The organism is Streptomyces sp. NPDC088354 (assembly GCF_044753585.1).
Taxonomy (GTDB): domain Bacteria; phylum Actinomycetota; class Actinomycetes; order Streptomycetales; family Streptomycetaceae; genus Actinacidiphila.
In genome coordinates, this window is the sequence record NZ_JBIVNJ010000039.1 from 1 (window position 1) to 20,484 (window position 20,484).

The window sequence follows — 20,484 nt, forward strand, 5'->3', positions numbered from 1 at the left end:
ACCGCATCACGATCCGTCGTCAGATCCCCCGCGAAGTGACGATCACCCGTGGCATCAGGCACGTACTTCACCGCTACAACGATCCTCAAGCTCACTTGATGTCCCTCCACACTCTCGGTTTGCCGATTACGGCAGGTTGCGGGCCATGACGATGCGCTGGACCTGGTTGGTGCCCTCGTAGATCTGGGTGATCTTCGCGTCCCGCATCATGCGCTCCACCGGGTAGTCCCGCGTGTACCCGTAACCACCCAGCAGCTGCACCGCGTCCGTGGTGATCTCCATCGCCGCGTCCGAGGCGTAGCACTTCGCCGCCGCGCCGAAGAAGGTCAGGTCGCCGTCGCCCCGCTCGGACTTCGCCGCCGCCGCGTACGTCAGCTGCCGCGCCGCCTCCAGCTTCATCGCCATGTCCGCCAGCATGAACTGGATGCCCTGGAACTCCGCGATCGCCTTGCCGAACTGCTTGCGCTCCTTGACGTAGCCCTTGGCGTAGTCCAGCGCGCCCTGGGCGATGCCGATCGCCTGTGCGGCGATCGTCACGCGGGTGTGGTCCAGCGTCCGCATCGCGGTGGCGAAGCCGGTGCCCTCCGCGCCGATCATCCGGTCCGCCGGGATGCGCACGTTGTCGAAGTACACCTCGCGCGTGGGCGAGCCCTTGATGCCGAGCTTCTTCTCCGGGGCGCCGAAGGACACCCCCTCGTCGCCCTTCTCCACCACGAAGGCCGATATCCCCTTGGAGCGCTTCTCGGGGTCGGTCACCGCCATCACCGTGTAGAACTCCGACACGCCGGCGTTGGTGATCCACCGCTTGACGCCGTTGAGCACCCAGAAGTCGCCGTCGCGCACCGCGCGGGTCTTCATCCCCGCCGCGTCGGAGCCGGCCTCCGGCTCCGAGAGGCAGTAGGAGAACATGCCCTCGCCGCGCGCCAGCGCCCCCAGGTACTTCGCCTTCAGCTCCTCCGAGCCCGACAGCTGCACCGGCAGCGAGCCGAGCTTGTTCACGGCCGGGATCAGCGACGAGGAGGCGCACACGCGCGCGACTTCCTCGATCACGATCACCGTGGACAGCGCGTCCGCGCCCGCACCGCCGAACTCCTCCGGCACGTGCACCGCGTGCAGGTCGTTCGCCTCCAGTGCCTCGCGCGCCTCCTCGGGGAACCGCCCCGCCTCGTCCACCTCCGCCGCGAACGGCGCGATCTTCGCCTCCGCGAGCGAACGCACCGCGTCGCGGAGCATGTCGTGCTCCTCCGACGTCCGGAACAGGTCGAATTCCTGGCTCACGATCGGTCACTCCAGTCCGTGTACGGCGCCCATGGCATCGAGTACCCTCAATTATGCACACTCAGTGCCATCCGTAAGCCCTCGATGCTAGATTTTCGGACCATGACCACGAAGCCCCCGATGCGGGACGCACTCGTCGCAGCGGCCTTCCGGCTCTTCCTGGAACGCGGCTACGAGGCGACGACGATCGACGACATCGTCGCCCTCGCGGGCGTCGGCCGGCGGTCGTTCTTCCGCTACTTCCCCTCGAAGGAAGACGTGGTCTTTCCCGACCATGAGCGCGCGCTGGCCGAGATGACCCAGTTCCTGGAGGCGAGCGCGGACGCCGACGACCCGGTGTCCAAGGCGTGCGGCGCCGCCCGCCTGGTGCTGAACATGTACGCCGAGAACCCCACCTTCTCCGTGCAGCGCTACCGCCTGACCAAGCAGGTGCCCGGTCTGCGCGCGTACGAGCTGTCCGTGGTCTGGCGCTACGAGCGCGCGCTGGCGGAGTACCTCGGGGCGCGCTTCGCCGGCCGCCCGGACGGCAAACTGCGGGCCGACGTCATCGCCGCCGCCGTGGTCGCCGCGCACAACAACGGCCTGCGCTCGTGGCTGCGTTCCGGCGGCGAGGGCGACGCCTTCGCCGCCGTGGACCACGCGCTGGAGTACGTGCGCCGCGGCTGGAACGCCGAGGGCGCCGCCGCGGCCGGGGAGCCGGCGGAGGCCGAGGACGACGTCGTCGTGGTGATCACCCGGCGGCGCACGCCGATGTGGCGGGTGGTCCGGGAGATCGAGTCCTCGCTGGAAGGGGAACGATCCCCCTCATAAGGAACTGAGTACCCCGACCGGGGCACCCAGTTCCCCCCAGCGCTTCAGCGTGCCGCGACCCCGTCCGGGCAGGTCAGAGCGCCTCCGCGTTCGGCTCGGCGCGCTGCGCCGGGACCGCGCCCTCGGGGTGCTCGTACTGCCGGGACTGGAGCGTGTACATCTCCCGGAACAGACCGGGCCCGGCGGCGTCCGCCATCAGCGCCTCGAAGCTGCCGCGCTCGACGACGCGGCCCGCGTCCAGGACGTAGATCTCGTCGGCGTGCCGGACGCTGTGCAGCCGGTGGGTGATCAGGACGACGGTCTGACCGTCGTCGGCGAGTTCGCGGATGAGGTCGAAGACGCGCTGTTCGGCCTGGGCGTCGAGAGCGCTGGTGGGCTCGTCCACCACGAGGATCTCGGCGTCCCGGTACTGGGCGCGGCTGAGCTGGAGGCGCTGCCACTGGCCGCCGGAGATCTCGTGGCCGCCGCGGTAGCCGCGGGCGAGCAGGGTGTCCCAGCCGTGCGGGAGGGCGGAGACGACCTCGTCGGCCCCCGAGTAGCGGGCGGCGGCGTCGAGGCGGTCGTCGGTGAGGGGCGCGCCGGGGCGGCCGATGGCGACGTTGACCCGGGCGGTGAAGGGCCAGCGGCAGGCGTCCTGGGAGACCAGGGCGATGCGGTCGAAGATCTGGCGGCGGTCGGCGTCGGCGGCGTCCACTCCGTCCCAGCGCACGCGCCCGGCGTCCGGGGCGTACAGACCGCACAGCAGCTTGGCGAGGGTGGTCTTGCCGCTGCCGTTGCGGCCGACGAGGGCGACGATCTTCCCGGCCGGGATGGTGACGTCGACGTCGCACAGGGCCGGCCCCTTCTCCGTGCCGGGGTAGCTGAAGGTGACCTTCTCGAAGCGGATGGCGCCGACGCGCTCGGGGAGGTCGAGTCCGCCGGGCGGGATCGCCAGCCGGTCGGCCTCGGTGCACAGCCGGTCGAGGTCGGCGACGAACAGCGCCTCCTCGTGCAGGTAGCCCAGTTGGACGACGAGCCGGTCCAGGGAGGAGGAGCCGGTGCGGATGGCGATGACCGCGGTGCCCGCGACCGACAGCGCCATCGCCCCGCTCCACAGCAGGGCGCCGAGCGCGCCGTACGTCGCCGCCGTGGCGAGCCCGGTCCATGCGGCGGCCGTCAGCCCGGTGCGGGCGGCCAGCCGGGCGAGCCGGGTCTGCTCCTGCTCGCCGGTCTCGGCCATGGCCCTGAAGTGCCTCAGCAGGAAAGGCCCGAGGCCGTGCACCCGCACTTCCGGCGCCGCCTCCCGATCGATGAGCAGCCGTCCGAGCAACTGCCCGGCCCGGGCGTGCTGCACGAAGTTGTGGAAGGAGATGTACCGGCGCCGCGCGATGGTGAGCGCGCTCCAGGCGCTGGGCAGGGTCATCAGCCCCAGCAGCGGCAGCAGCGCCGGGTGCAGGACGGCCAGGACGCCGGCCGCGGCGCCCAGCGAGATGAGGGCGTTGACGACCTCCGCACAGAACATGATCATGCGGCGGGCCGAGGCCGCGCCCCAGGACGCGGAGTCCAGCAGTTTGTGGAACTCCTCGTCCTCCACGGCCGCGAGCTCCACGCGGGCCACGCGCTCCAGGTAGGTCTCGGTGGCCACACGCTCCACCGTCGGCTCGAGTTTGCCCGTGCCCGCCGTGGACACCGAGCGCAGCAGCGCGCCGGCCAGGGCGGCGCCTGCGACGACCGCCAGAGCGGGCGCAGCGCCCGTCAGCCGCTCGGTGGTCTCCCCCGGCAGGAGAACCCGCGCGAGCACGGCGTTGACGGCGACCAGGCCCACCGCCTGGACGATGCCGCGGCCCACCTCGGCCAGGGCGACCGCGCGCAGTGCCCGGGGGTCGGCGCGGTGCGCCAGGCGCACGCTGGTGGCGACGAGTTGCGGCAGCCGCCGGATCATCGCGCGCAGGCCCAGCTCCAGGAAGGAGCCGTCGTGCTTGTTCCACCCCATGTCGTAGCGGAGCGGCCCGCCGAACAGCAGTCGCTCCGACTCCGAGACCTCCTCCGGCGCCAGTGCGTCGGTGCCCGTCGTCTTCCCCATGCGCAGTCCCCCCTCGACCGAATCGGACGTACGCTCGGACAACGCCGCGACCCGGTCCTCCGTAACGGGGAATCGAGGACGATTTTCCGCCGGTTTGTTCGGTATCGCTCCGGTGCCGTTACTGGGCAAGCGCCCCGCTTTGCGCATGCTTTAAATTTGTACGATCAGGTCCCCGGGCATAGCGTGATCCCATGGCCGAGACTCCGCAGCAGACCGGTTCCCCCGTCCGTCAGAACGTCACCTTCACCAGCGCAGGAGCCACCGCGCACGGCTACCTGGCGCTGCCGCCCGCCGGGCACGGTCCGGGCGTGATCGTGATCCAGGAATGGTGGGGCCTGAACGACCACATCGCCGACGTCACCGAACGCCTGGCCAAGGAGGGCTTCGTCGCCCTCGCCCCCGACCTGTACGGCGGCAACGTCGCCCACGACTCCGGCGAGGCGCTGCGCATGATGCGCGCGCTGCCGGTGGCGCACGGCGTCGATCTGCTGTCCGGCGCCGTGGACTACCTCCTCGGGCGCCCCGAGGTCACCTCGGACACCGTCGGCTCCGTCGGCTTCTGCATGGGCGGCGGATTCGTCCTCTACCAGGCCGCCAACGACCCGCGGGTGAGCGCCGCGGTCCCCTTCTACGGGGTCATCCAGGGCGAACTGCCCGACTTCAGCAGCCTCAAGGCCGAGGTCCTCGGGCACTTCGGCGAGACCGACGAGAGCGTTCCGCCGGCCGCGCTGGTCGCCCTGCGCGACGCCATCCGCGAACAGGCCGGTGTCGAGGCCGACTTCCGCACCTACCCGGCCGGCCACGCGTTCTTCAACGACCAGCGTCCCGAGGCGTACCACGCCGAGTCGGCGGACCGCGCCTGGCGCAGCACACTGGAGTTCCTCCACGCCCGGCTGGGCTGACCCCACGCCCCGCGGGGGCGGCACCCGGGACGGGGTGCCGCCCCCGCGGTTCACGGCGCGAGCAGCCGCAGCCAGCCCGCCGACCGGACGGCACCGTCCACCGGCAGGGCCTGCGCGCCCTGGAAGGACCGCACCGCGGCCGCCGTCGCCGTACCGAACACCCCGTCCACCGCCAGCGCCGCCCCGTGGGCGTTGAGCAGCGACTGCGCCGCCGACACGGCGGCGCCGCCGTCGCCCTGGGCCAGCGGCGACACGACGAGCGCCTGCCAGGTCGCGGACCCGACGGCACCGTCCACCGGCAGCGCCTGCGCGCCCTGGAAGGACCGCACCGCGGCCGCCGTCGCCGTACCGAACACCCCGTCCACCGCCAGCACCGCGCCGCGCGCGGTGAGCAGGTACTGCGCGGCCTTGACCCGGCTGCCGCTCTGGCCCTGTGCCAGTCGCGGCCAGTCGGCCGCGGGCGTGCCGAGACCGGCGGGGAGCGGGAAGGGCAGCGGGACGAGGAGTTGCGTGTTGCGGGCGTCGACCGTGCCGCGCCGCTTGTCGATGCCGCGGGCGACCGCCTGGATGTCGTTGACGGCCAGTTCGCGGGCGAGGGAGGCGAGCGCGGCCGGGGAGCCGGTGTCGCCGCCGTAGGACACCGGGGCGTCGGCGTCGATCATCGTGGTGAAGATCGACAGCGTGCCGTTGCCCTCGGCCACCTCCACGATCCGGCTCTGGATCGGCCAGTCGATGTGCGAGGCGGTGTTGACCTCCCAGAAGCCGCCGCTGAGGGAGGACGGCCAGGCGGGGCGGTGCGCGGTGACGGTGTTGGTGTGGGTGTGCCCGTCCACCATCAGGATCACGTTGGGGAAGCGCAGCAGCAGGGCGCGCAGGTCGTCGCCGCCGTAGGGCGCGTCGTCGTCGGTGTTGTCCATGGAGTCCAGCGTGTGGTGGCAGAACACCACGACCAGCTTGTCGCGGACACCCGGCTGCTGCACGACCGCCCCGGGGCCCGTGCCGCCCGGGTCGGCCAGTTCGTAGCGGGAGGACACGGCCTTGAGCCGCCCCTCCAGCCAGGCCCACTGGTCCTCGTCGACGGCGCCGTCGGCGCCGCCGCCCGGATTGGTGGTGTCCAGGACGAGGTACTGGAAGAGGTCGTCCGGCGCCGAGGGGATGGCGTAGTAGGCGCGGTCGGCGCCGGAGGTGAAGCCGTGGCCCGCCGGGGTGCCGGTGGTGCGGAAGTGCTCGGCGACGAACTCGCTCCGGGACAGCAGCCGGCGGGAGGAGTCGGCGGTGACCTTGGCCGTGGCGAGGGTGAAGTCGCCGGTGAGGATGTCCGTCAGCAGCTCGACGTAGTAGCCGGGCCCGTCGTCCAGGACGTCGGGCACGCCCTCGACCTTGGTCAGCTTGGTGGAGCCGGTCGCGATGGCCTTCAGCGGGTCGAACGGCAGGATGTCGGGAGGGACGTTGCCCTGCACGAGCCCGTCGTGGTTGCCGTAGGCGGCGTACCACGGCATGCCGAGACCGGTGGCGGTGAAGGGCCGGCGGGCGGCGGTGAGGAGACCGGTGACCAGGGGGAAGCCGGCCAGGTCGTTGTTGTCGGGGGGAGACTGCCGCACCTCGGGGTGCCAGTAGTGGACGTCGGCGCCGAAGGCCCCGGCGGATACGCTCTCGTCCTTGGTGAGGTTGCCGGAGTCCGGCCGCACGCCGTTGCCGTCGAGCAGGTCGATGTACCAGCGGGCCTCGTTGTACTGGCAGTTGTCGACGGCGTCACCGGTGACGACGGTGAAGGCCAGCGGGGCGCCGGTTCTCGGGCCGCGGCCGGTGCGCCTGATCGCCCGGCACATCGCGTCGGTGGTCTGCGTCGACAGGAACTCGTGGGCGCGGTAGGCGGATTCGGTGGGGTACGAGTTGTAGTGCGGCGGCCCGTAGTCGGCGAGCCGGTCCAGGCACTCGACGCGCAGCGGTGACTGGTCGTCGACGATGTGCAGGTCCGACATCTGGGCGAAGGCGGCCAGCGACCGGGTCACCACGGGCGCGGCGACGTCGGTCAGGTCCCGCCGGATCAGGTGGGGTTCGCCGGGCCCGGCGACGATCCCCCGGTAGCCGCGGCCGAGATCCGGGCCGCGCTGCAGCGTCCGGTCCACGGTGGTGAGGCCCGCGGCACCGCTGTCGCCGGCCGCCGTCGCGGCAAGGGCGACACCGAGCGGGGCACGCAGATCGACGGCTGCGGCCACCACGCTCGCGGCGGTCACCGTCAGCATCCTTCGACGAGAAAGGGACATTCCGAATCCTGTTCGGTCGTCGGCCACCGTGCCGGGGCAGCACGGCATGGCGAGGGGACGGGAGGGGGGCGCCGGTCCTCGTGGGGGGTCCCGCCCCGCGGACACGCGGAGGGGCACGGAACGGGGTGGGAGGGGCGAACCGTGGGACGAACGGGCCTGCGGAGACGGGGCACGGACCGGGCTCGCCCAGGGTGGCCCACGGGGGCCGCCGACCGCAAGCAGTGGTACAGCCACTCAGTCACTGATCCGAAGCACGCCTCACCCCAAAGGGGTCCACTCCGGGGCAATTCCGTGCCCGGACACGTCAGTTCAACCCCCCGGGTCCGGGCCCCCGGCCCGTCAGCGAGCGAGCCGGCGACCGCCAGGACCGCCTCCTCGGCTCGACGCCCGCAGGGAGGTCCCGTCCCCGGGGTCCGCCGCGACGTCCCGGCCGGCGAGGACCACCATGGGCCTATCGGTGCGCATCGCGAGCGCCATCTCGCCGAGGGTGCCCCGGCTCCCGCCCGCGGCGGATGACCGCGTCGGCGGCGCCGACGACGGGCCCGTCGCGCGGTTCGCCAGCCCGTCGTCGGCGGGCAGACCGTCAGGAACCGGTTCCCCGCGGCGCGGTCCCGCCCGGGCAGCAGGCCGACCGTGACACCGCCGCGCGCACGGGTGCCTTGGCACACCGCCCCCATCACGCCGCCGAGACCACCGCGGACGACCACCACTCCCCGCAGCGCCGGCGGCTCGCCCACCCTGCGGCTTGCGCGCGCCCTCGGTCCTCCGCGGTGCCTGGCCCACCTCGGCCGCACAGCCCGTGTCATACCGTCCCTCGATCGCCTCGGAGTGTTTGACAGGGTGGTTATGGACGGATATCTGCTGTAGATGTGATTTCCCGCCACTTCGCCTCCCGCGCCGGTCTCGCACTCCTCGCCACCACGCTGGCCGTCGCCGGCTGCGACGCCCACCGCTCCCCCGACGCCTCCGGTACCGCCCGTGCGATGTCGGCCACCACCGCCGCCGCGAGCACCTCCACCTGCGCCCAGCGCGTGGAAGCGGCCATGAACGACACCCAGCGGGTGGGCCAGCTCTTCATGGGCGCGGCCGTGCTGCCCACGACGCCGAAGGCGGACCTGGACGCGATGCGGACCTACGCCGTCGGTTCGGTGATGCTCGCCGGACGCAGCACCGCCGGCGTACAGAAGACCCGGGCCTTCGCCGACCAGTTGCAGGGCATGCGGCAGACCGTCGCGGGGCAGCGGGTCGGGCTGCTGATCTCCACCGACCAGGAGGGCGGCCAGGTGCAGGTCCTCAAGGGCCCCGGCTTCTCCACCATCCCGAACGGGGTCACCCAGGGCAGGTACACGGTCACCTGGCTGCGGCAGCAGGTCGCGACCTGGACGGCCCAACTGCGCAGCGCGGGGGTGAACGTGAACCTCGCACCGGTCGCCGACATCGTGCCCGCCTCACTGGGCACCGCCAACGCCCCGATCGGCAAGTACGGCCGCCAGTTCGGCTCGACCTCCGCCGTGGTCTCCCCGCACGTCACGGCCTACGTCCAGGGCGGCACCCGCTCCAAGGTGCTCACGACGCCCAAGCACTTCCCGGGGCTGGGCAGTGTGCGCGGCAACACCGACGTCACCGCCGGCGTGACCGACACCACGCTGACCCGCACCGGGGCGAACGTCGCCCCGTTCAAGGCCGGCATCGCGGCCGGCGCCGCGCTGGTGATGGTCTCCACGGCGACGTACAAGCGGATCGACGCCGCCCACCAGGCCGCGTACTCCTCCGTGGTCATCACCGGGATGCTCCGCAACGACCTCGGCTTCAAGGGCGTCGTCATCTCCGACGACCTGGGCAAGGCGGCCTCCGCGCAGTCCCTCGCCGTCGGAAAGCGCGCACTGGCCTTCCTGCGGGCCGGCGGGGACCTCGTGCTGACGGTGCAGCCGACGGGCATCCCGGCCATGGCCGAGGGCATCCGCTACGCCATGCGGCACGAACCGGCGGTGCGCACGCGGGTGCACGACAGCGTCCTGCGCGTGCTCGCCGCCAAGGAGGCGGCGGGGGTACTGGCCTGCACCGCCTGAGGACCGCGGCCGGGTCGCGTGTCGGGCGTGGCGGCGAGGGCCCGCCGGGCCCCGGAGGTGGCAGGGTCGGGGCATGGAACGTCCCGCCTCCCCCGCCCGCGGCACGCCCCGCGGACTCGCCCGCCTCGCCCTGGCCACCGGGGCCGCGGCGCTGGCGCTGCCGGTCGTCCTCGCCGGACTGAAGAGCCTCCTGCTGGTGGCCGTGGGCCTGGGCGGCACCGGGGTCACCGCGGCCGGAGTCTGGTGGGTGCTGACCCGGCGCGGACCGGTCAGGGTGCTGGCGGTGGCGCTGACCGTGGCGGCGCCAGTGGCCGTGCTCCTGTACTACGCCCACGCGAACCTGCTCTGGGTCGCCCTCACCTCGATCGCGTTGTGGGTCCTCGCCCTGACCTGCGGGCGCGCCGCGATGCGCGGCGCCGGACAAGCGGACCGGCGCGTCCGGGAGCGGCCGGCGCCCCCGCCGCGGCGTCCGTTCCTGATCATGAACCCGCGCTCCGGGGGCGGGAAGGTCGGGCACTTCGGCCTGAAGGAGAAGGCGGAGGCGCTGGGAGCCCGGGTGGCCCTGCTCGACCCGGACGCTCCCCAGGACGTGGCGGCGCTCGCCCGAGCGGCCGCCGACGAGGGCGCCGACCTGCTCGGCGTGGCGGGCGGCGACGGCACCCAGGCGCTGGTCGCGGCGGTCGCCGCGGAGCGCGGCCTGCCCTTCCTCGTGATCAGCGCGGGCACCCGCAACCACTTCGCCATGGATCTGGGACTCGACCGGGAGGATCCGGCCGCCTGCCTGGACGCACTCACCGACGGCGTGGAACTCCGCGTCGACCTGGGCTTCGTGGACGGCCGGCCGTTCGTCAACAACGTGTCCTTCGGCGCCTACGCGGCCGTCGTGCAGAGCCCCGCCTACCGTGACGACAAGGTCGGCACGATCCTGGAATTGCTGCCGGACCTGCTGACCCGGCGGTCCGGGAGCCGGCTCACCGCGCGGGCGGGCGCGACCGTGCTGCACGAGCCGCAGGCCGTCCTGGTGAGCAACAACCCCTATCGCACCGGCGACCCCGCGGGGCTGGGCCGCCGGGACCGGCTCGACACCGGCATGCTCGGCGTGCTCGGGGTGACGGTCGACAACGCGGCGCAGGCAGCGGCCCTGCTGATGGGTCCGCAGGCCCCGGGACTCACCGTCCTGACGACGCGTCATATCGTCGTCACCGCGGACACTCCGCGGATCGAGGCCGGCGTCGACGGCGAGGCGCTGGTCCTGCCCGTGCCCGTACGCTGCGAGATCCGCCCGGGCGCGCTGCGCGTCCGCCTCCCCCGCGACCGGCCGGGCGTCCCGGTCACCGGGGCGCGCCTGGACTGGGCCCACCTGTGCACGCTCGCGCTGACGACGGGGCGTATCCCGACGTGACGGCCCGGCCGCCGCCGATCGGGCGCCGGGCGCCGGGCGCCGCGGCGAGCAGCTCGTCCGTGGACCTGGGCACGGCCACGGCGGCCCGTCGCGCGGCGGCAGGGGTGTCGCCCTCGACGGCGACCGGGCCCCCACGCACTTCCGGGGGCCCGGCACCGGCACCCGCAAGGGACGCGCGCCCGTCAGCGTCGGACGAGGCTGGAGTCGCGCACGACCAGTTCGGGCTGGAGCACGACCTGCCGGTGCCGGTGCTCGCGGCCGGCCGGGTCGGTCTCCTCCAGGAGCATGCCGGCGGCCATCGCGCCCATCGTGGCCGCGGGCTGCCGTACCGAGGTGAGCGGCACGGCGGCCGCCGCCGCGAACTCGATGTCGTCGTAACCGACGATGGAGATCTCGCCGGGCACGCTCACCCCCGCCGCGTACAGCGCCTGCAGCACGCCGAGGGCGAGCAGGTCGTTGGCGCAGAAGACGGCGGTGGGGCGCTCGGGAAGGCCCAGGAGCCGGTGACCCGCGTCGCGGCCGGAGGCCACGTCGAGCCGCTCGGTGGGCAGTTCCCGCAGTGTCTCCGCGGGCAGGCCCGCCTCCGCGAGCGCGGCCAGGGCGCCCGTACGGCGGTCGCTGACCTGCTGGAGGTGGACCGGTCCGCTGACGTACGCGATCCGGCGGTGTCCGGCCGCCAGCAGATGGGCGAGCGCCATCCGCCCGCCGGCCACGTCGTCCACCGACACCGAGCACCCGGCGCCGCCCGCCGAGACCCGGTCCACCAGCACGAAGGGGATGCGGTGGCGCCGGAAGGCGGCCAGGTTCCCGGAGGTCCCGGCGTCGGCCGGCGTCACCAGGACGCCGCGCACCCGCTGCTCCGCGAAGAGCGACAGGTACGCGGCCTCCTCCTGGGGGCTCTCGGCGCTGTTGCAGACCATCACGCCGAAGCCCGCCGCCCGTGCGGCCCGTTCGGCCCCGCGCGCCACGTCGACGAAGAACGGGTTCGCCATGTCGAGGACGAGCAGGGCCATGATGCGGCTGCGGCCCGCCCGCAGCTGACGGGCCGATTCACTGCGCACGTACCCGAGCCGGGCGATCGCGCGCTGGACCCGGGCACGGGTCCCCTCGGGAACCGAGTCCGGCCGGTTGATCACATTGGAGACCGTGCCCACGGAGACTCCCGCCTCCCGGGCGACGTCCTTGATCCCCACGGCCCGTGCCCTGTCCGTCACGCCGGCGCTCTCAGAACTTGAACTGGTCGACGTTGTCCTTGGTGAACACGGTCGGCTTGCCGAGCACCACCACGCCGTCCTTGCCGATGGTGTAGCTGCCCAGGTCCCCGGCCTTGAAGGTCTGCCCCTCGGCGCCGCTGATCTGGCCGGAGGCCAGCGCCACGGCGGCGTAGGAGGCGAGGGAGCCGAGCTTGGCCGGGTCCCACAGCTCGAAGGCCTCGACGGTGCCGTTCTTGACGTACGCCCGCATGTCGTTGGGCGTGCCGAGGCCGGTCAGCTTGACCTTGCCCTTGTACTTCGATCCGGACAGGTACTGGGCGGCGGCCTTGATGCCGACCGTGGTCGGGGAGATGATCCCCTTCAGGTCCGGGTACTGCTGCAGCAGGCCCTGGGTCTGCTGGAAGGACTGCTGGGCGTCGTCGTTGCCGTAGGCGACCTTGACCAGCTTGACGTCCTTGTACTTGGGGTCCTTCAGCTCGTCCTTCATGTAGTCGATCCAGGTGTTCTGGTTCGTGGCGGTCTGGGCCGCCGACAGGATCGCGATCTGGCCCTTGTAGCCGATCTGCTCGGCGAGCAGTTGCACCTCGGTGCGGCCGAGGTCCTCGGAGCTGGCCTGGGAGACGAACAGGTCGCGGCACTCGGGCTTGGTGTCCGAGTCGTAGGTGACGACCTTGATGCCGTTCTTGCGGGCCTGGTTGAGCGCGGTGCACAGGGCGCCCGGGTCCTGGGCGGAGACGGCGATCGCGTTGACCTGCTGCTGGGTCAGGGTGTTGACGTAGGAGACCTGGCCGGCGGTGTCGGTGCCGCTGCTGGTGCCGACCTCCTTGTACGAGGAGCCGAGCGTCTCGAGGGCCTGCTTGCCGCCGTTGTCGGAGATGGTGAAGTACGGGTTGTTGACCTGCTTGGGCAGGAAGGCGACCGTCAGGCCCTTCTTGGTGGCCGCGTTGGGGTCGGCGCTCGCGGCCTGCGTTGCGGCGCCGCTGCTGCTGCCGCTGTCCTTCGAGGAGTTCTTGGTGGTCCCCCCGCAGGCGGTCGCGCCGAGGGCGACCGCCGTGGTGAGGGCCAGGACGACGGTGGCACGACGGGTGAGGGTTCTGCTGGACATGGTGATCCTTTCGCTGCCGGACGCGGGTACCGGAACACGGGGCGTGCGATGACGTGCGGGGGGAGGACGTGCCGAGGAGCGCTGGGGCGGCGCGGTGGGGTGCCCCAGACGTGGGGTGGGTGAGGTGAGGTCAGGACGAGGCGAGCACGGCCGGTGCCCGGTCGGCGGCCCTCCTGCGGGCCCGGGACTGCGCGACCTGGCGGCCGATCCTCGGGGCGAGGACGGAGATCACCAGGAGCACGCCGGTGACGACGATCTGGGACTGCGCGGAGACGTTCAGCAGGCTCATCACGTTCTGGCCCGCGCCGAGCAGGAACACGCCGGCGATCGCGCCGCCGAGGGTGCCCTTGCCGCCGTCGAAGTCGATGCCGCCGAGCAGCACGCCCGCGATGACGGACAGTTCGAGTCCGGTGGCGTTGTCGTACCGGGCGCTGGCGTAGTGCAGGGCCCAGAAGACGCCGGTCAGCGAGGAGACCACACCGGTGGTGACGAACATGGCGAGCTTGGCCCGCTTGACCCGCACACCCGCGAACCGGGCCGCCTCCTCCGAGGCGCCCACCGCGAACAGTGAGCGGCCGAAGGGGGTGGCGTGCAGGACGACGACGGCGATCAGCAGCAGGACGGCGAAGGGGATCGCCGCGTACGGGACGAAGGTCCCGTCGATCCGGCCGGAGCCGAAGTCGAGGTACTGCTGCGGGAAGTCCGTCACGGAGTCGGCGCCGAGGACGATCTGTGCGATGCCGCGGTAGGCGGCCAGGGTGCCGATGGTGACGGCCAGCGACGGCAGCCCGAGCCGGGTCACGAGCAGGCCGTTGACCAGGCCGCACACCGCGCCGAGCAGCAGGCACAGCGGGATGATCGTCTCGATCGCCATGCCGCCGTTCCACGTCGCGCCCATGACCGCGCCGGACAGGCCCGCCGTCGAGCCGACGGACAGGTCGATCTCGCCGGAGACCACGAGCATGGTCATCGGCAGCGCGATGAGCGCGATCGGCAGTGTGTTGCCGATCAGGAAGGACACGTTCAGCGCGTTGCCGAAGTTGCCGACGAAGGAGAAGGAGCAGACCAGCAGCACGACGAGCAGCACGCCCACCGCGGTGTCCCAGCGGACCGCGCCGCCCAGGCGGGAGCCGTGGGCCGTGGCGGACGCGGGGGCCGGGACGGGGGCCTCGGCGGCGGCCTTGGTGGTCTCAGGCATGGTGGGCACTCCTCATCTGTGCGGCCCGCTTGCGGAGGACCCCGGCCACCCGCAGCGCCAGGATCCGGTCGACGGCGATGGCGAGCAGCAGCAGGACGCCGTCGATGGCCAGCACCCACACGGAGCTGACGCCGATGGACGGCAGGACGCTGTTGATCGAGGTCAGCAGCAGGGCGCCGAGCGCGGCGCCGTAGACGGTGCCGGAGCCGCCGGTGAAGGCGACGCCGCCGACCACGACGGCGCTGACGACGGTGAGTTCGTAGCCGCTGCCCGTGCCGGAGTCGACATTGCCGAAGCGGGCGAGGTACAGCGCGCCGGCGAGCCCGGCGAGCGCCCCGCAGACCACGTACGCGATCAGGATGCGCTTGCGCACCGGGACACCCGCGAGCCGGGCGGCCTCGGGGCTGGAGCCGAGCGCGTACATGTCGCGTCCGCCGCGGTAGCCGCGCAGGTAGTAGCCGACGGCGACCAGGACGGCCACGGTCAGCAGCGCCAGGTACGGGACCACCCACACGCCGTCGTGCCCGAAGTCGGTGAAGCTGCCGGGCAGGTCCCCTGCGGTGATCTGGCGGGGGCCGACCCAGATGGAGTCGATGCCGCGGATGATGTAGAGCGTGCCCAGGGTGACGACCAGGGCCGGGACCTGACCGAGGCTCACCAGCAGGCCGTTCAGGGCTCCGAAGAGCACGCCCGACGCGACCGCGAGGAGCACGGCGACCAGCGGATCGCCGCCGCCGTGCAGGTAGGTTCCGGCGGCGAAGGCGGAGATGCCGAGGACGGAGCCGACCGACAGGTCGACGTTGCGGGTGATCACCACCATGGCCTGGCCGATGGAGACGAGCACCAGGATCGTGGCGTTCAGCAGGAGGTCCTTGACGCCCTGCTGGGACAGGAACTGGGAGTTGTAGATCTGGGTCGCCGCCAGCATCGCGGCGAGCACGCCGAGCACGGCGAGGGCGCGGAGCCTCAGCACCCGGTCCAGGAAGCGCCGGGGCGCGGCCGGCGCGTCGTCCGCCACCGGCTGCACGGTGTCTGCGGTCACGGTCACGCCGCCCTCCTCGCGCGGCCGGTGGCCGCCGCCATCACGGTCTCCTCGGTCGCCTCGGACCGGGGGATCTCGGCCGTCAGCCGGCCCTCGTGCATCACCAGGACGCGGTCGGCCATGCCGAGGATCTCCGGCAGGTCGGAGGAGATCATCAGAACGGCGACGCCCTCGCCGGCGAGCCGGGACAGCAGTCGGTGCACCTCCGCCTTGGTGCCGACGTCGATACCGCGGGTGGGCTCGTCCACGATGAGCACCTGGGGCGCGGTGGCGAGCCACTTGGCCAGCACGACCTTCTGCTGGTTGCCGCCGGACAGGGTGCCGACGACGTCGGCCAGGCGCGCGTACTTCACCTGGAGCCGCACCGCCCAGTCCACCGCGCGGCTGCGTTCGGCACCGCGGCTCATCAGCCCGGCCCTCGACGTGGCGCCGAAGCCGGTGAGGCCGATGTTGCGCTCGATGGACATGTCCATCACCAGGCCCTGGGCCCGGCGGTCCTCGGGGACCAGGGCGAGCCCGGCGGCCATGGCCAGGCTCGGTGCCCCGGCGCGCAGCGCGCGGCCGTTGACGACGACCTCGCCCGCGTCCCTGCGGTCCACTCCGAAGACGGCGCGGGCGACCTCGCTGCGGCCGGCGCCGACCAGCCCGGCCAGGCCCACGATCTCACCGCGGCGGACCTCGAAGGAGACATCGGTGAAGACCCCCTCACGGGTCAACCGCCGTACGCTCAGGGCGACCTCGCCGACCTCGGTGGCCTGCTTGGGGTAGAGCTCGTCGAGGTCGCGGCCGACCATGCGGCGCACGAGGTCGTCCTCGGTCAGCCCGTCGACGGGCTCGCTGGCGATCCAGGCGCCGTCCCGCAGGGTCGTGACCCGCTGGCACAGCGCGAAGATCTCCTCCAGGCGGTGGGAGATGAAGAGCACGGCGGCGCCCTGCTCGCGCAGTGCCCTGACGACACCGAAGAGCCGGGCGACCTCGCTGCCGGTGAGCGCGGCCGTCGGCTCGTCCATGATCAGGACGCGGGCGTCGAAGGAGAGCGCCTTGGCGATCTCCACCAACTGCTGGTCGGCGATGGACAGTCCGCGCGCGGGCTGGTCGGGGTCGAGGTCGACGCCGAGGCGCTCGAAGAGCTCGGCCGCCGAGCGGCGCACCGCCCGGTGGTCGACGCGGCCGAAGGAGCGGCGCGGCTGGCGGCCGACGAAGATGTTCTCCGCCACCGAAAGGTCGGGGAAGAGCGTCGGTTCCTGGTAGATGACGGCGACCCCGGCGTCGCGGGCGTCCCCCGGGCCGTGGAACTCGACCGGCTCGCCGTCGAGCAGCACGGTGCCCGCGTCCGGCCGGTGCACTCCCGCGAGTGCCTTGATCAGTGTCGACTTTCCGGCGCCGTTCTCACCCGCGAGGGCGTGGGCCTCGCCGGCGTAGAGCCGGAGCGAGACGCCGCGCAGAGCGCGGACGGCACCGAAGGACTTGCTCACCCCCTCCAGCGCGAGCACCGGAGTCGTCTCCGGTTCGGGGTGCGTCATTGCGCCCTCCAGACATGAAATGTTTCAACGGAGTTGCCGGGAAGCTAGCTCTGCCCGTCGCGTGCGTCAAGAGTCGCCGCCGCCCACGGCTGACCTGCGTGCTCTCCTAACCCCCCGGTGAAGGCGAGAGTCGTGCCGCGCCATCAGCGACAACCTCATGGATGACACGATTCAATAACGGGCCGGCCGGTCCTGCGCACCCCTTGACGCCAACCCGAGGGCATGGATAGCTTCGCAGCGGAATGAATCGATTCACTGATGAAGCGATTCCCCGGACCCCAAGAGGTGACCATGCCTGACTTCGCTGCCGTCAAGGCCGCACTCGCTGCTCAGCGAATCGAGACGCCCTCGTGGGGCTACGGCAATTCCGGCACCCGGTTCAAGGTCTTCGCCCAGGCCGGCGTCCCCCGCGACCCGTACGAGAAGCTCGACGACGCCGCCAAGGTCCAGGAGTTCACCGGCGTCGCCCCCGTCGTCGCCCTGCACATCCCGTGGGACAGGGTCGACGACTACGCCGCCCTCGGCCGGCACGCCGCCGACCGCGGACTGGAGCTCGGCGCGATCAACTCCAACGTCTTCCAGGACGACGACTACAAGCTCGGCAGCGTCTGCCACCCCGACCCCAAGGTCCGCCGCAAGGCCGTCGGCCACCTGCTGGAGTGCGTCGACATCATGGACGCCACCGGCTCCCGCGACCTCAAGCTGTGGTTCTCCGACGGCACCAACTACCCCGGCCAGGACGACATCGTGGGCCGTCAGGACCGGCTGGCCGAGGCGCTCTCCGAGGTGTACGCGCGGCTCGGGGACGACCAGCGGATGCTGCTGGAGTACAAGCTCTTCGAGCCCGCCTTCTACACCACCGACGTCCCCGACTGGGGCACCGCGTACGCCCACTGCCTCACGCTGGGTCCCAAGGCGCAGGTCGTCGTCGACACCGGCCACCACGCGCCCGGCACCAACATCGAGTTCATCGTCGCCTTCCTGCTGCGCGAGAAGAAGCTCGGCGGTTTCGACTTCAACTCCCGCTTCTACGCCGACGACGACCTCATGGTGGGCGCCGCCGACCCCTTCCAGCTCTTCCGGATCCTGCACGAGGTGGCCAAGAACGGCGGCTTCGCGCCGGAGACCGGCGTCGCCTTCATGCTCGACCAGTGCCACAACATCGAGGCCAAGATCCCCGCGGTCATCCGCTCGGTGATGAACGTCCAGGAGGCCACCGCCAAGGCGCTGCTGGTCGACCTCGACGCGCTGCGCGCCGCCCAGCGGTCCGGCGACGTCCTGGCCGCCAACGCCGTGCTCATGGACGCCTACAACACCGACGTGCGCCCGCTGCTGCGCGAGGTGCGCGAGGAGCAGGGCCTGGCCCCCGACCCGGTCGCCGCGTACCACGCCTCCGGATGGCAGAAGCACATCGTGGCCGACCGCGTCGGCGGCACGCAGGCCGGATGGGGCGCGTAGCACCCGCACGTTCCCGACCCTCACCTCCCCGAAGGACACCCGCATGGCACCCGCCACCCACCCGGAAGTCGCCGCCCTCCTGGAGCGCGCCCACCGCCTGGGCGCCGATCCCCGCAACACCAACTACGCGGGCGGCAACGCCTCCGCCAAGGCCACCGAGACCGACCCCGTCACCGGCGGCCCCGTCGAGCTGATGTGGGTCAAGGGCTCCGGCGGCGACCTGGGCACGCTCACCGAGGCCGGCCTCGCCGTCCTGCGCCTGGACCGGCTGCGCGCGCTGACCGCCGTGTACCCCGGGCCCGAGCGCGAGGACGAGATGGTCGCCGCGTTCGACTACTGCCTGCACGGCAAGGGATGGCTCCCAGGGGGTGAAGGCACAGCGCCGTCCATCGACACGGCCATGCACGGCCTCGTCGACGCCGCCCACGTGGACCACCTGCACCCCGACTCCGGCATCGCGCTCGCCTGCGCCGCGGACGGCGAGAAGCTGACCCAGGACTGCTTCGGCGAGAAGGTCGCCTGGGTCCCATGGCGCCGGCCCGGCTTCCAACTCGGCCTGGACATCGCCGCGATCAAGGAGGCGCACCCCGGGGCGGTGGGTGTCGTCCTCGGCGGTCACGGCATCACCGCCTGGGGCGCCACCTCGCAGGAGTGCGAGTCCAACGCCCTGTGGATCATCCGTACCGCGGAGGAGTACCTGGCCGCTCGCGGCAAGAAGGAGCCCTTCGGCGCGCCGCTGCCGGGCTGGGAGCCGCTGCCGGAGGCGGAGCGCCGCGCGCGCGCCGCCGCCCTCGCCCCGGTGCTGCGCGCCGTCGCCTCCCAGGACCGGCCCCAGGTCGGCCACTTCACCGATTCCGAGCCGGTGCTGGACTTCCTCGCGCGCTCCGAGCACCCCCGCCTCGCGGCGCTCGGCACCTCCTGCCCCGACCACTTCCTGCGCACCAAGGTCCGCCCCCTGGTCCTCGACCTGCCGCCCACGGCCCCGTTGGAGGAGGCCGTGGCCCGGCTGGAGGAACTGCACACGGCCTACCGGGCCGAGTACCAGGCCTACTACGACCGGCACGCCGCACCCGACTCCCCGGCGATCCGCGGCGCCGACCCGGCGATCGTGCTCGTCCCCGGCGTCGGCATGTTCAGCTACGGCAAGGACAAGCAGACCGCGCGCGTCGCGGGCGAGTTCTACGTCAACGCGATCAACGTGATGCGCGGCGCCGAGGCGGTCTCCACGTACGCGCCGATCCCCGAGTCGGAGAAGTTCCGCATCGAGTACTGGGCGCTGGAGGAGGCCAAGCTCCGGCGCATGCCCGAGCCGAAGCCGCTGGCCGGCCGCATCGCGCTGGTCACCGGCGCCGGTTCGGGCATCGGCAGGGCCATCGCGCACCGGCTGGCCGCGGAGGGCGCGTGCGTCGTCGTCGCGGACCTCAACGAGCAGGGCGCGGCGGCCGTCGCGGCGGAACTGGGCGGCCCGGACAAGGCGGTGGCCGTCACCGTGGACGTGACGGAGGAGGAGCAGATCACCGCGGCCTTCGACGAGGCGCTGCTGGCCTTCGGCGGGGTGGACCTGGTGGTCAACAACGCGGGCATCTCCATCTCCAAGCCCCTGCTGGAGACGACCGCCCGGGACTGGGACCTCCAGCACGACATCATGGCCCGCGGCTCCTTCCTCGTCTCCCGCGAGGCGGCCCGTGTCATGGCGCGGCAGAAGCTCGGCGGCGACATCGTCTACATCGCGTCCAAGAACGCGGTGTTCGCCGGTCCCCACAACATCGCCTACTCCGCGACCAAGGCCGACCAGGCCCACCAGGTCCGGCTGCTGGCGGCCGAGCTCGGCGAGCACGGCATCCGCGTCAACGGCGTCAACCCCGACGGCGTGGTCCGCGGCTCCGGCATCTTCTCCTCGGGCTGGGGCGCGCAGCGCGCGGCGACGTACGGCGTCCCGGAGGAGAAGCTCGGAGAGTTCTACGCCCAGCGCACCATCCTGAAGCGGGAAGTGCTCCCGGAGCACGTCGCGGGCGCGGTCTTCGCCCTCACCGGCGGCGACCTCACCCACACCACGGGTCTGCACGTCCCGGTCGACGCCGGAGTGGCGGCGGCCTTCCTGCGCTGACCCGCGCACAGCGGGGAGCAGGGCTCCGCGGACGCACCCGCGGAGCC

The 20,484-nt window shown here is 72.5% G+C and carries 15 protein-coding genes and 1 pseudogene; 6 read left to right on the forward strand and 10 right to left on the reverse strand.

Annotation, left to right across the window (positions count from 1 at the left end; genetic code table 11):
• Positions 1–95, reverse strand: a pseudogene (locus ACIP98_RS34840) (electron transfer flavoprotein subunit beta); the annotation flags it as partial.
• 31 nt (positions 96–126) lie between these two features.
• Complete coding sequence (locus ACIP98_RS34845; RefSeq protein WP_319664891.1) at positions 127–1,278, reverse strand: acyl-CoA dehydrogenase family protein; 1,152 nt, start codon at positions 1,276–1,278, stop codon at positions 127–129.
• A 120-nt stretch (positions 1,279–1,398) separates the two neighbouring features.
• Between ACIP98_RS34845 and ACIP98_RS34850 the strand changes: the two genes are divergently transcribed.
• The gene (locus ACIP98_RS34850) at positions 1,399–2,088 is read left to right on the forward strand and encodes a TetR family transcriptional regulator (protein ID WP_401980050.1); all 690 of its coding nucleotides are present in this window, start codon (positions 1,399–1,401) and stop codon (positions 2,086–2,088) included.
• Positions 2,089–2,161: 73 nt separating this feature from the next.
• On the opposite strand, the gene ACIP98_RS34855 is transcribed toward ACIP98_RS34850, so the two are convergent.
• Entirely contained in the window at positions 2,162–4,150 is a 1,989-nt protein-coding gene (locus ACIP98_RS34855; protein ID WP_319664890.1) for an ABC transporter ATP-binding protein, read from the reverse strand.
• 191 nt (positions 4,151–4,341) lie between these two features.
• Here ACIP98_RS34855 and ACIP98_RS34860 point away from each other — a divergent pair, with 191 nt between their 5' ends.
• Complete coding sequence (locus tag ACIP98_RS34860; RefSeq protein WP_401979988.1) at positions 4,342–5,052, forward strand: dienelactone hydrolase family protein; 711 nt, start codon at positions 4,342–4,344, stop codon at positions 5,050–5,052.
• Positions 5,053–5,102: 50 nt separating this feature from the next.
• On the opposite strand, the gene ACIP98_RS34865 is transcribed toward ACIP98_RS34860, so the two are convergent.
• Positions 5,103–7,289, reverse strand: a complete 2,187-nt coding sequence (locus ACIP98_RS34865) for a TIGR03767 family metallophosphoesterase (protein ID WP_401979990.1) — start codon at positions 7,287–7,289, stop codon at positions 5,103–5,105.
• Positions 7,290–7,291: 2 nt separating this feature from the next.
• On the reverse strand, positions 7,292–8,125 hold the full coding sequence (locus ACIP98_RS34870) for a hypothetical protein (RefSeq protein ID WP_401980052.1): 834 nt from the start codon (positions 8,123–8,125) through the stop codon (positions 7,292–7,294).
• A gap of 63 nt (positions 8,126–8,188) precedes the next feature.
• Between ACIP98_RS34870 and ACIP98_RS34875 the strand changes: the two genes are divergently transcribed.
• Both ACIP98_RS34875 and ACIP98_RS34880 read left to right on the forward strand, forming a co-directional pair.
• Positions 8,189–9,388 (forward strand): glycoside hydrolase family 3 N-terminal domain-containing protein, encoded by a 1,200-nt coding sequence (locus ACIP98_RS34875; RefSeq protein ID WP_401979991.1) that lies wholly within the window; start codon positions 8,189–8,191, stop codon positions 9,386–9,388.
• A gap of 73 nt (positions 9,389–9,461) precedes the next feature.
• Positions 9,462–10,790 carry a diacylglycerol/lipid kinase family protein gene (locus tag ACIP98_RS34880; RefSeq protein WP_401979994.1) on the forward strand — a complete coding sequence of 443 codons (1,329 nt, stop codon included), beginning with the start codon at positions 9,462–9,464 and terminating at the stop codon, positions 10,788–10,790.
• Between the two features lie 182 nt (positions 10,791–10,972).
• Here ACIP98_RS34880 and ACIP98_RS34885 read toward each other — a convergent pair whose 3' ends face one another.
• The 5 genes from ACIP98_RS34885 to ACIP98_RS34905 form a co-directional block, all read right to left on the reverse strand.
• On the reverse strand, positions 10,973–12,004 hold the full coding sequence (locus ACIP98_RS34885) for a LacI family DNA-binding transcriptional regulator (protein ID WP_401979996.1): 1,032 nt from the start codon (positions 12,002–12,004) through the stop codon (positions 10,973–10,975).
• A gap of 10 nt (positions 12,005–12,014) precedes the next feature.
• Positions 12,015–13,109: a rhamnose ABC transporter substrate-binding protein gene (gene rhaS / locus ACIP98_RS34890; protein ID WP_319664880.1), complete on the reverse strand. Its 1,095-nt coding sequence runs from the start codon at positions 13,107–13,109 to the stop codon at positions 12,015–12,017.
• A 130-nt stretch (positions 13,110–13,239) separates the two neighbouring features.
• A complete protein-coding gene (locus tag ACIP98_RS34895) occupies positions 13,240–14,307 on the reverse strand; it encodes an ABC transporter permease (protein ID WP_319664878.1) in 1,068 nt (355 codons plus the stop codon).
• Positions 14,300–15,355: an ABC transporter permease gene (locus tag ACIP98_RS34900; protein WP_319664876.1), complete on the reverse strand. Its 1,056-nt coding sequence runs from the start codon at positions 15,353–15,355 to the stop codon at positions 14,300–14,302. Before ACIP98_RS34900 ends, ACIP98_RS34895 begins: the two co-directional genes overlap by 8 nt.
• Positions 15,352–16,872 carry a sugar ABC transporter ATP-binding protein gene (locus ACIP98_RS34905; protein WP_319664875.1) on the reverse strand — a complete coding sequence of 507 codons (1,521 nt, stop codon included), beginning with the start codon at positions 16,870–16,872 and terminating at the stop codon, positions 15,352–15,354. Before ACIP98_RS34905 ends, ACIP98_RS34900 begins: the two co-directional genes overlap by 4 nt.
• Positions 16,873–17,163: 291 nt before the next feature.
• On the opposite strand from ACIP98_RS34905, the gene rhaI reads away from it, so the two are divergent.
• Positions 17,164–18,330: an L-rhamnose isomerase gene (gene rhaI, locus ACIP98_RS34910; RefSeq protein ID WP_319664873.1), complete on the forward strand. Its 1,167-nt coding sequence runs from the start codon at positions 17,164–17,166 to the stop codon at positions 18,328–18,330.
• A gap of 43 nt (positions 18,331–18,373) precedes the next feature.
• A complete protein-coding gene (locus tag ACIP98_RS34915; protein WP_401980000.1) occupies positions 18,374–20,437 on the forward strand; it encodes a bifunctional aldolase/short-chain dehydrogenase in 2,064 nt (687 codons plus the stop codon).
• Positions 20,438–20,484: the final 47 nt, after the last annotated feature.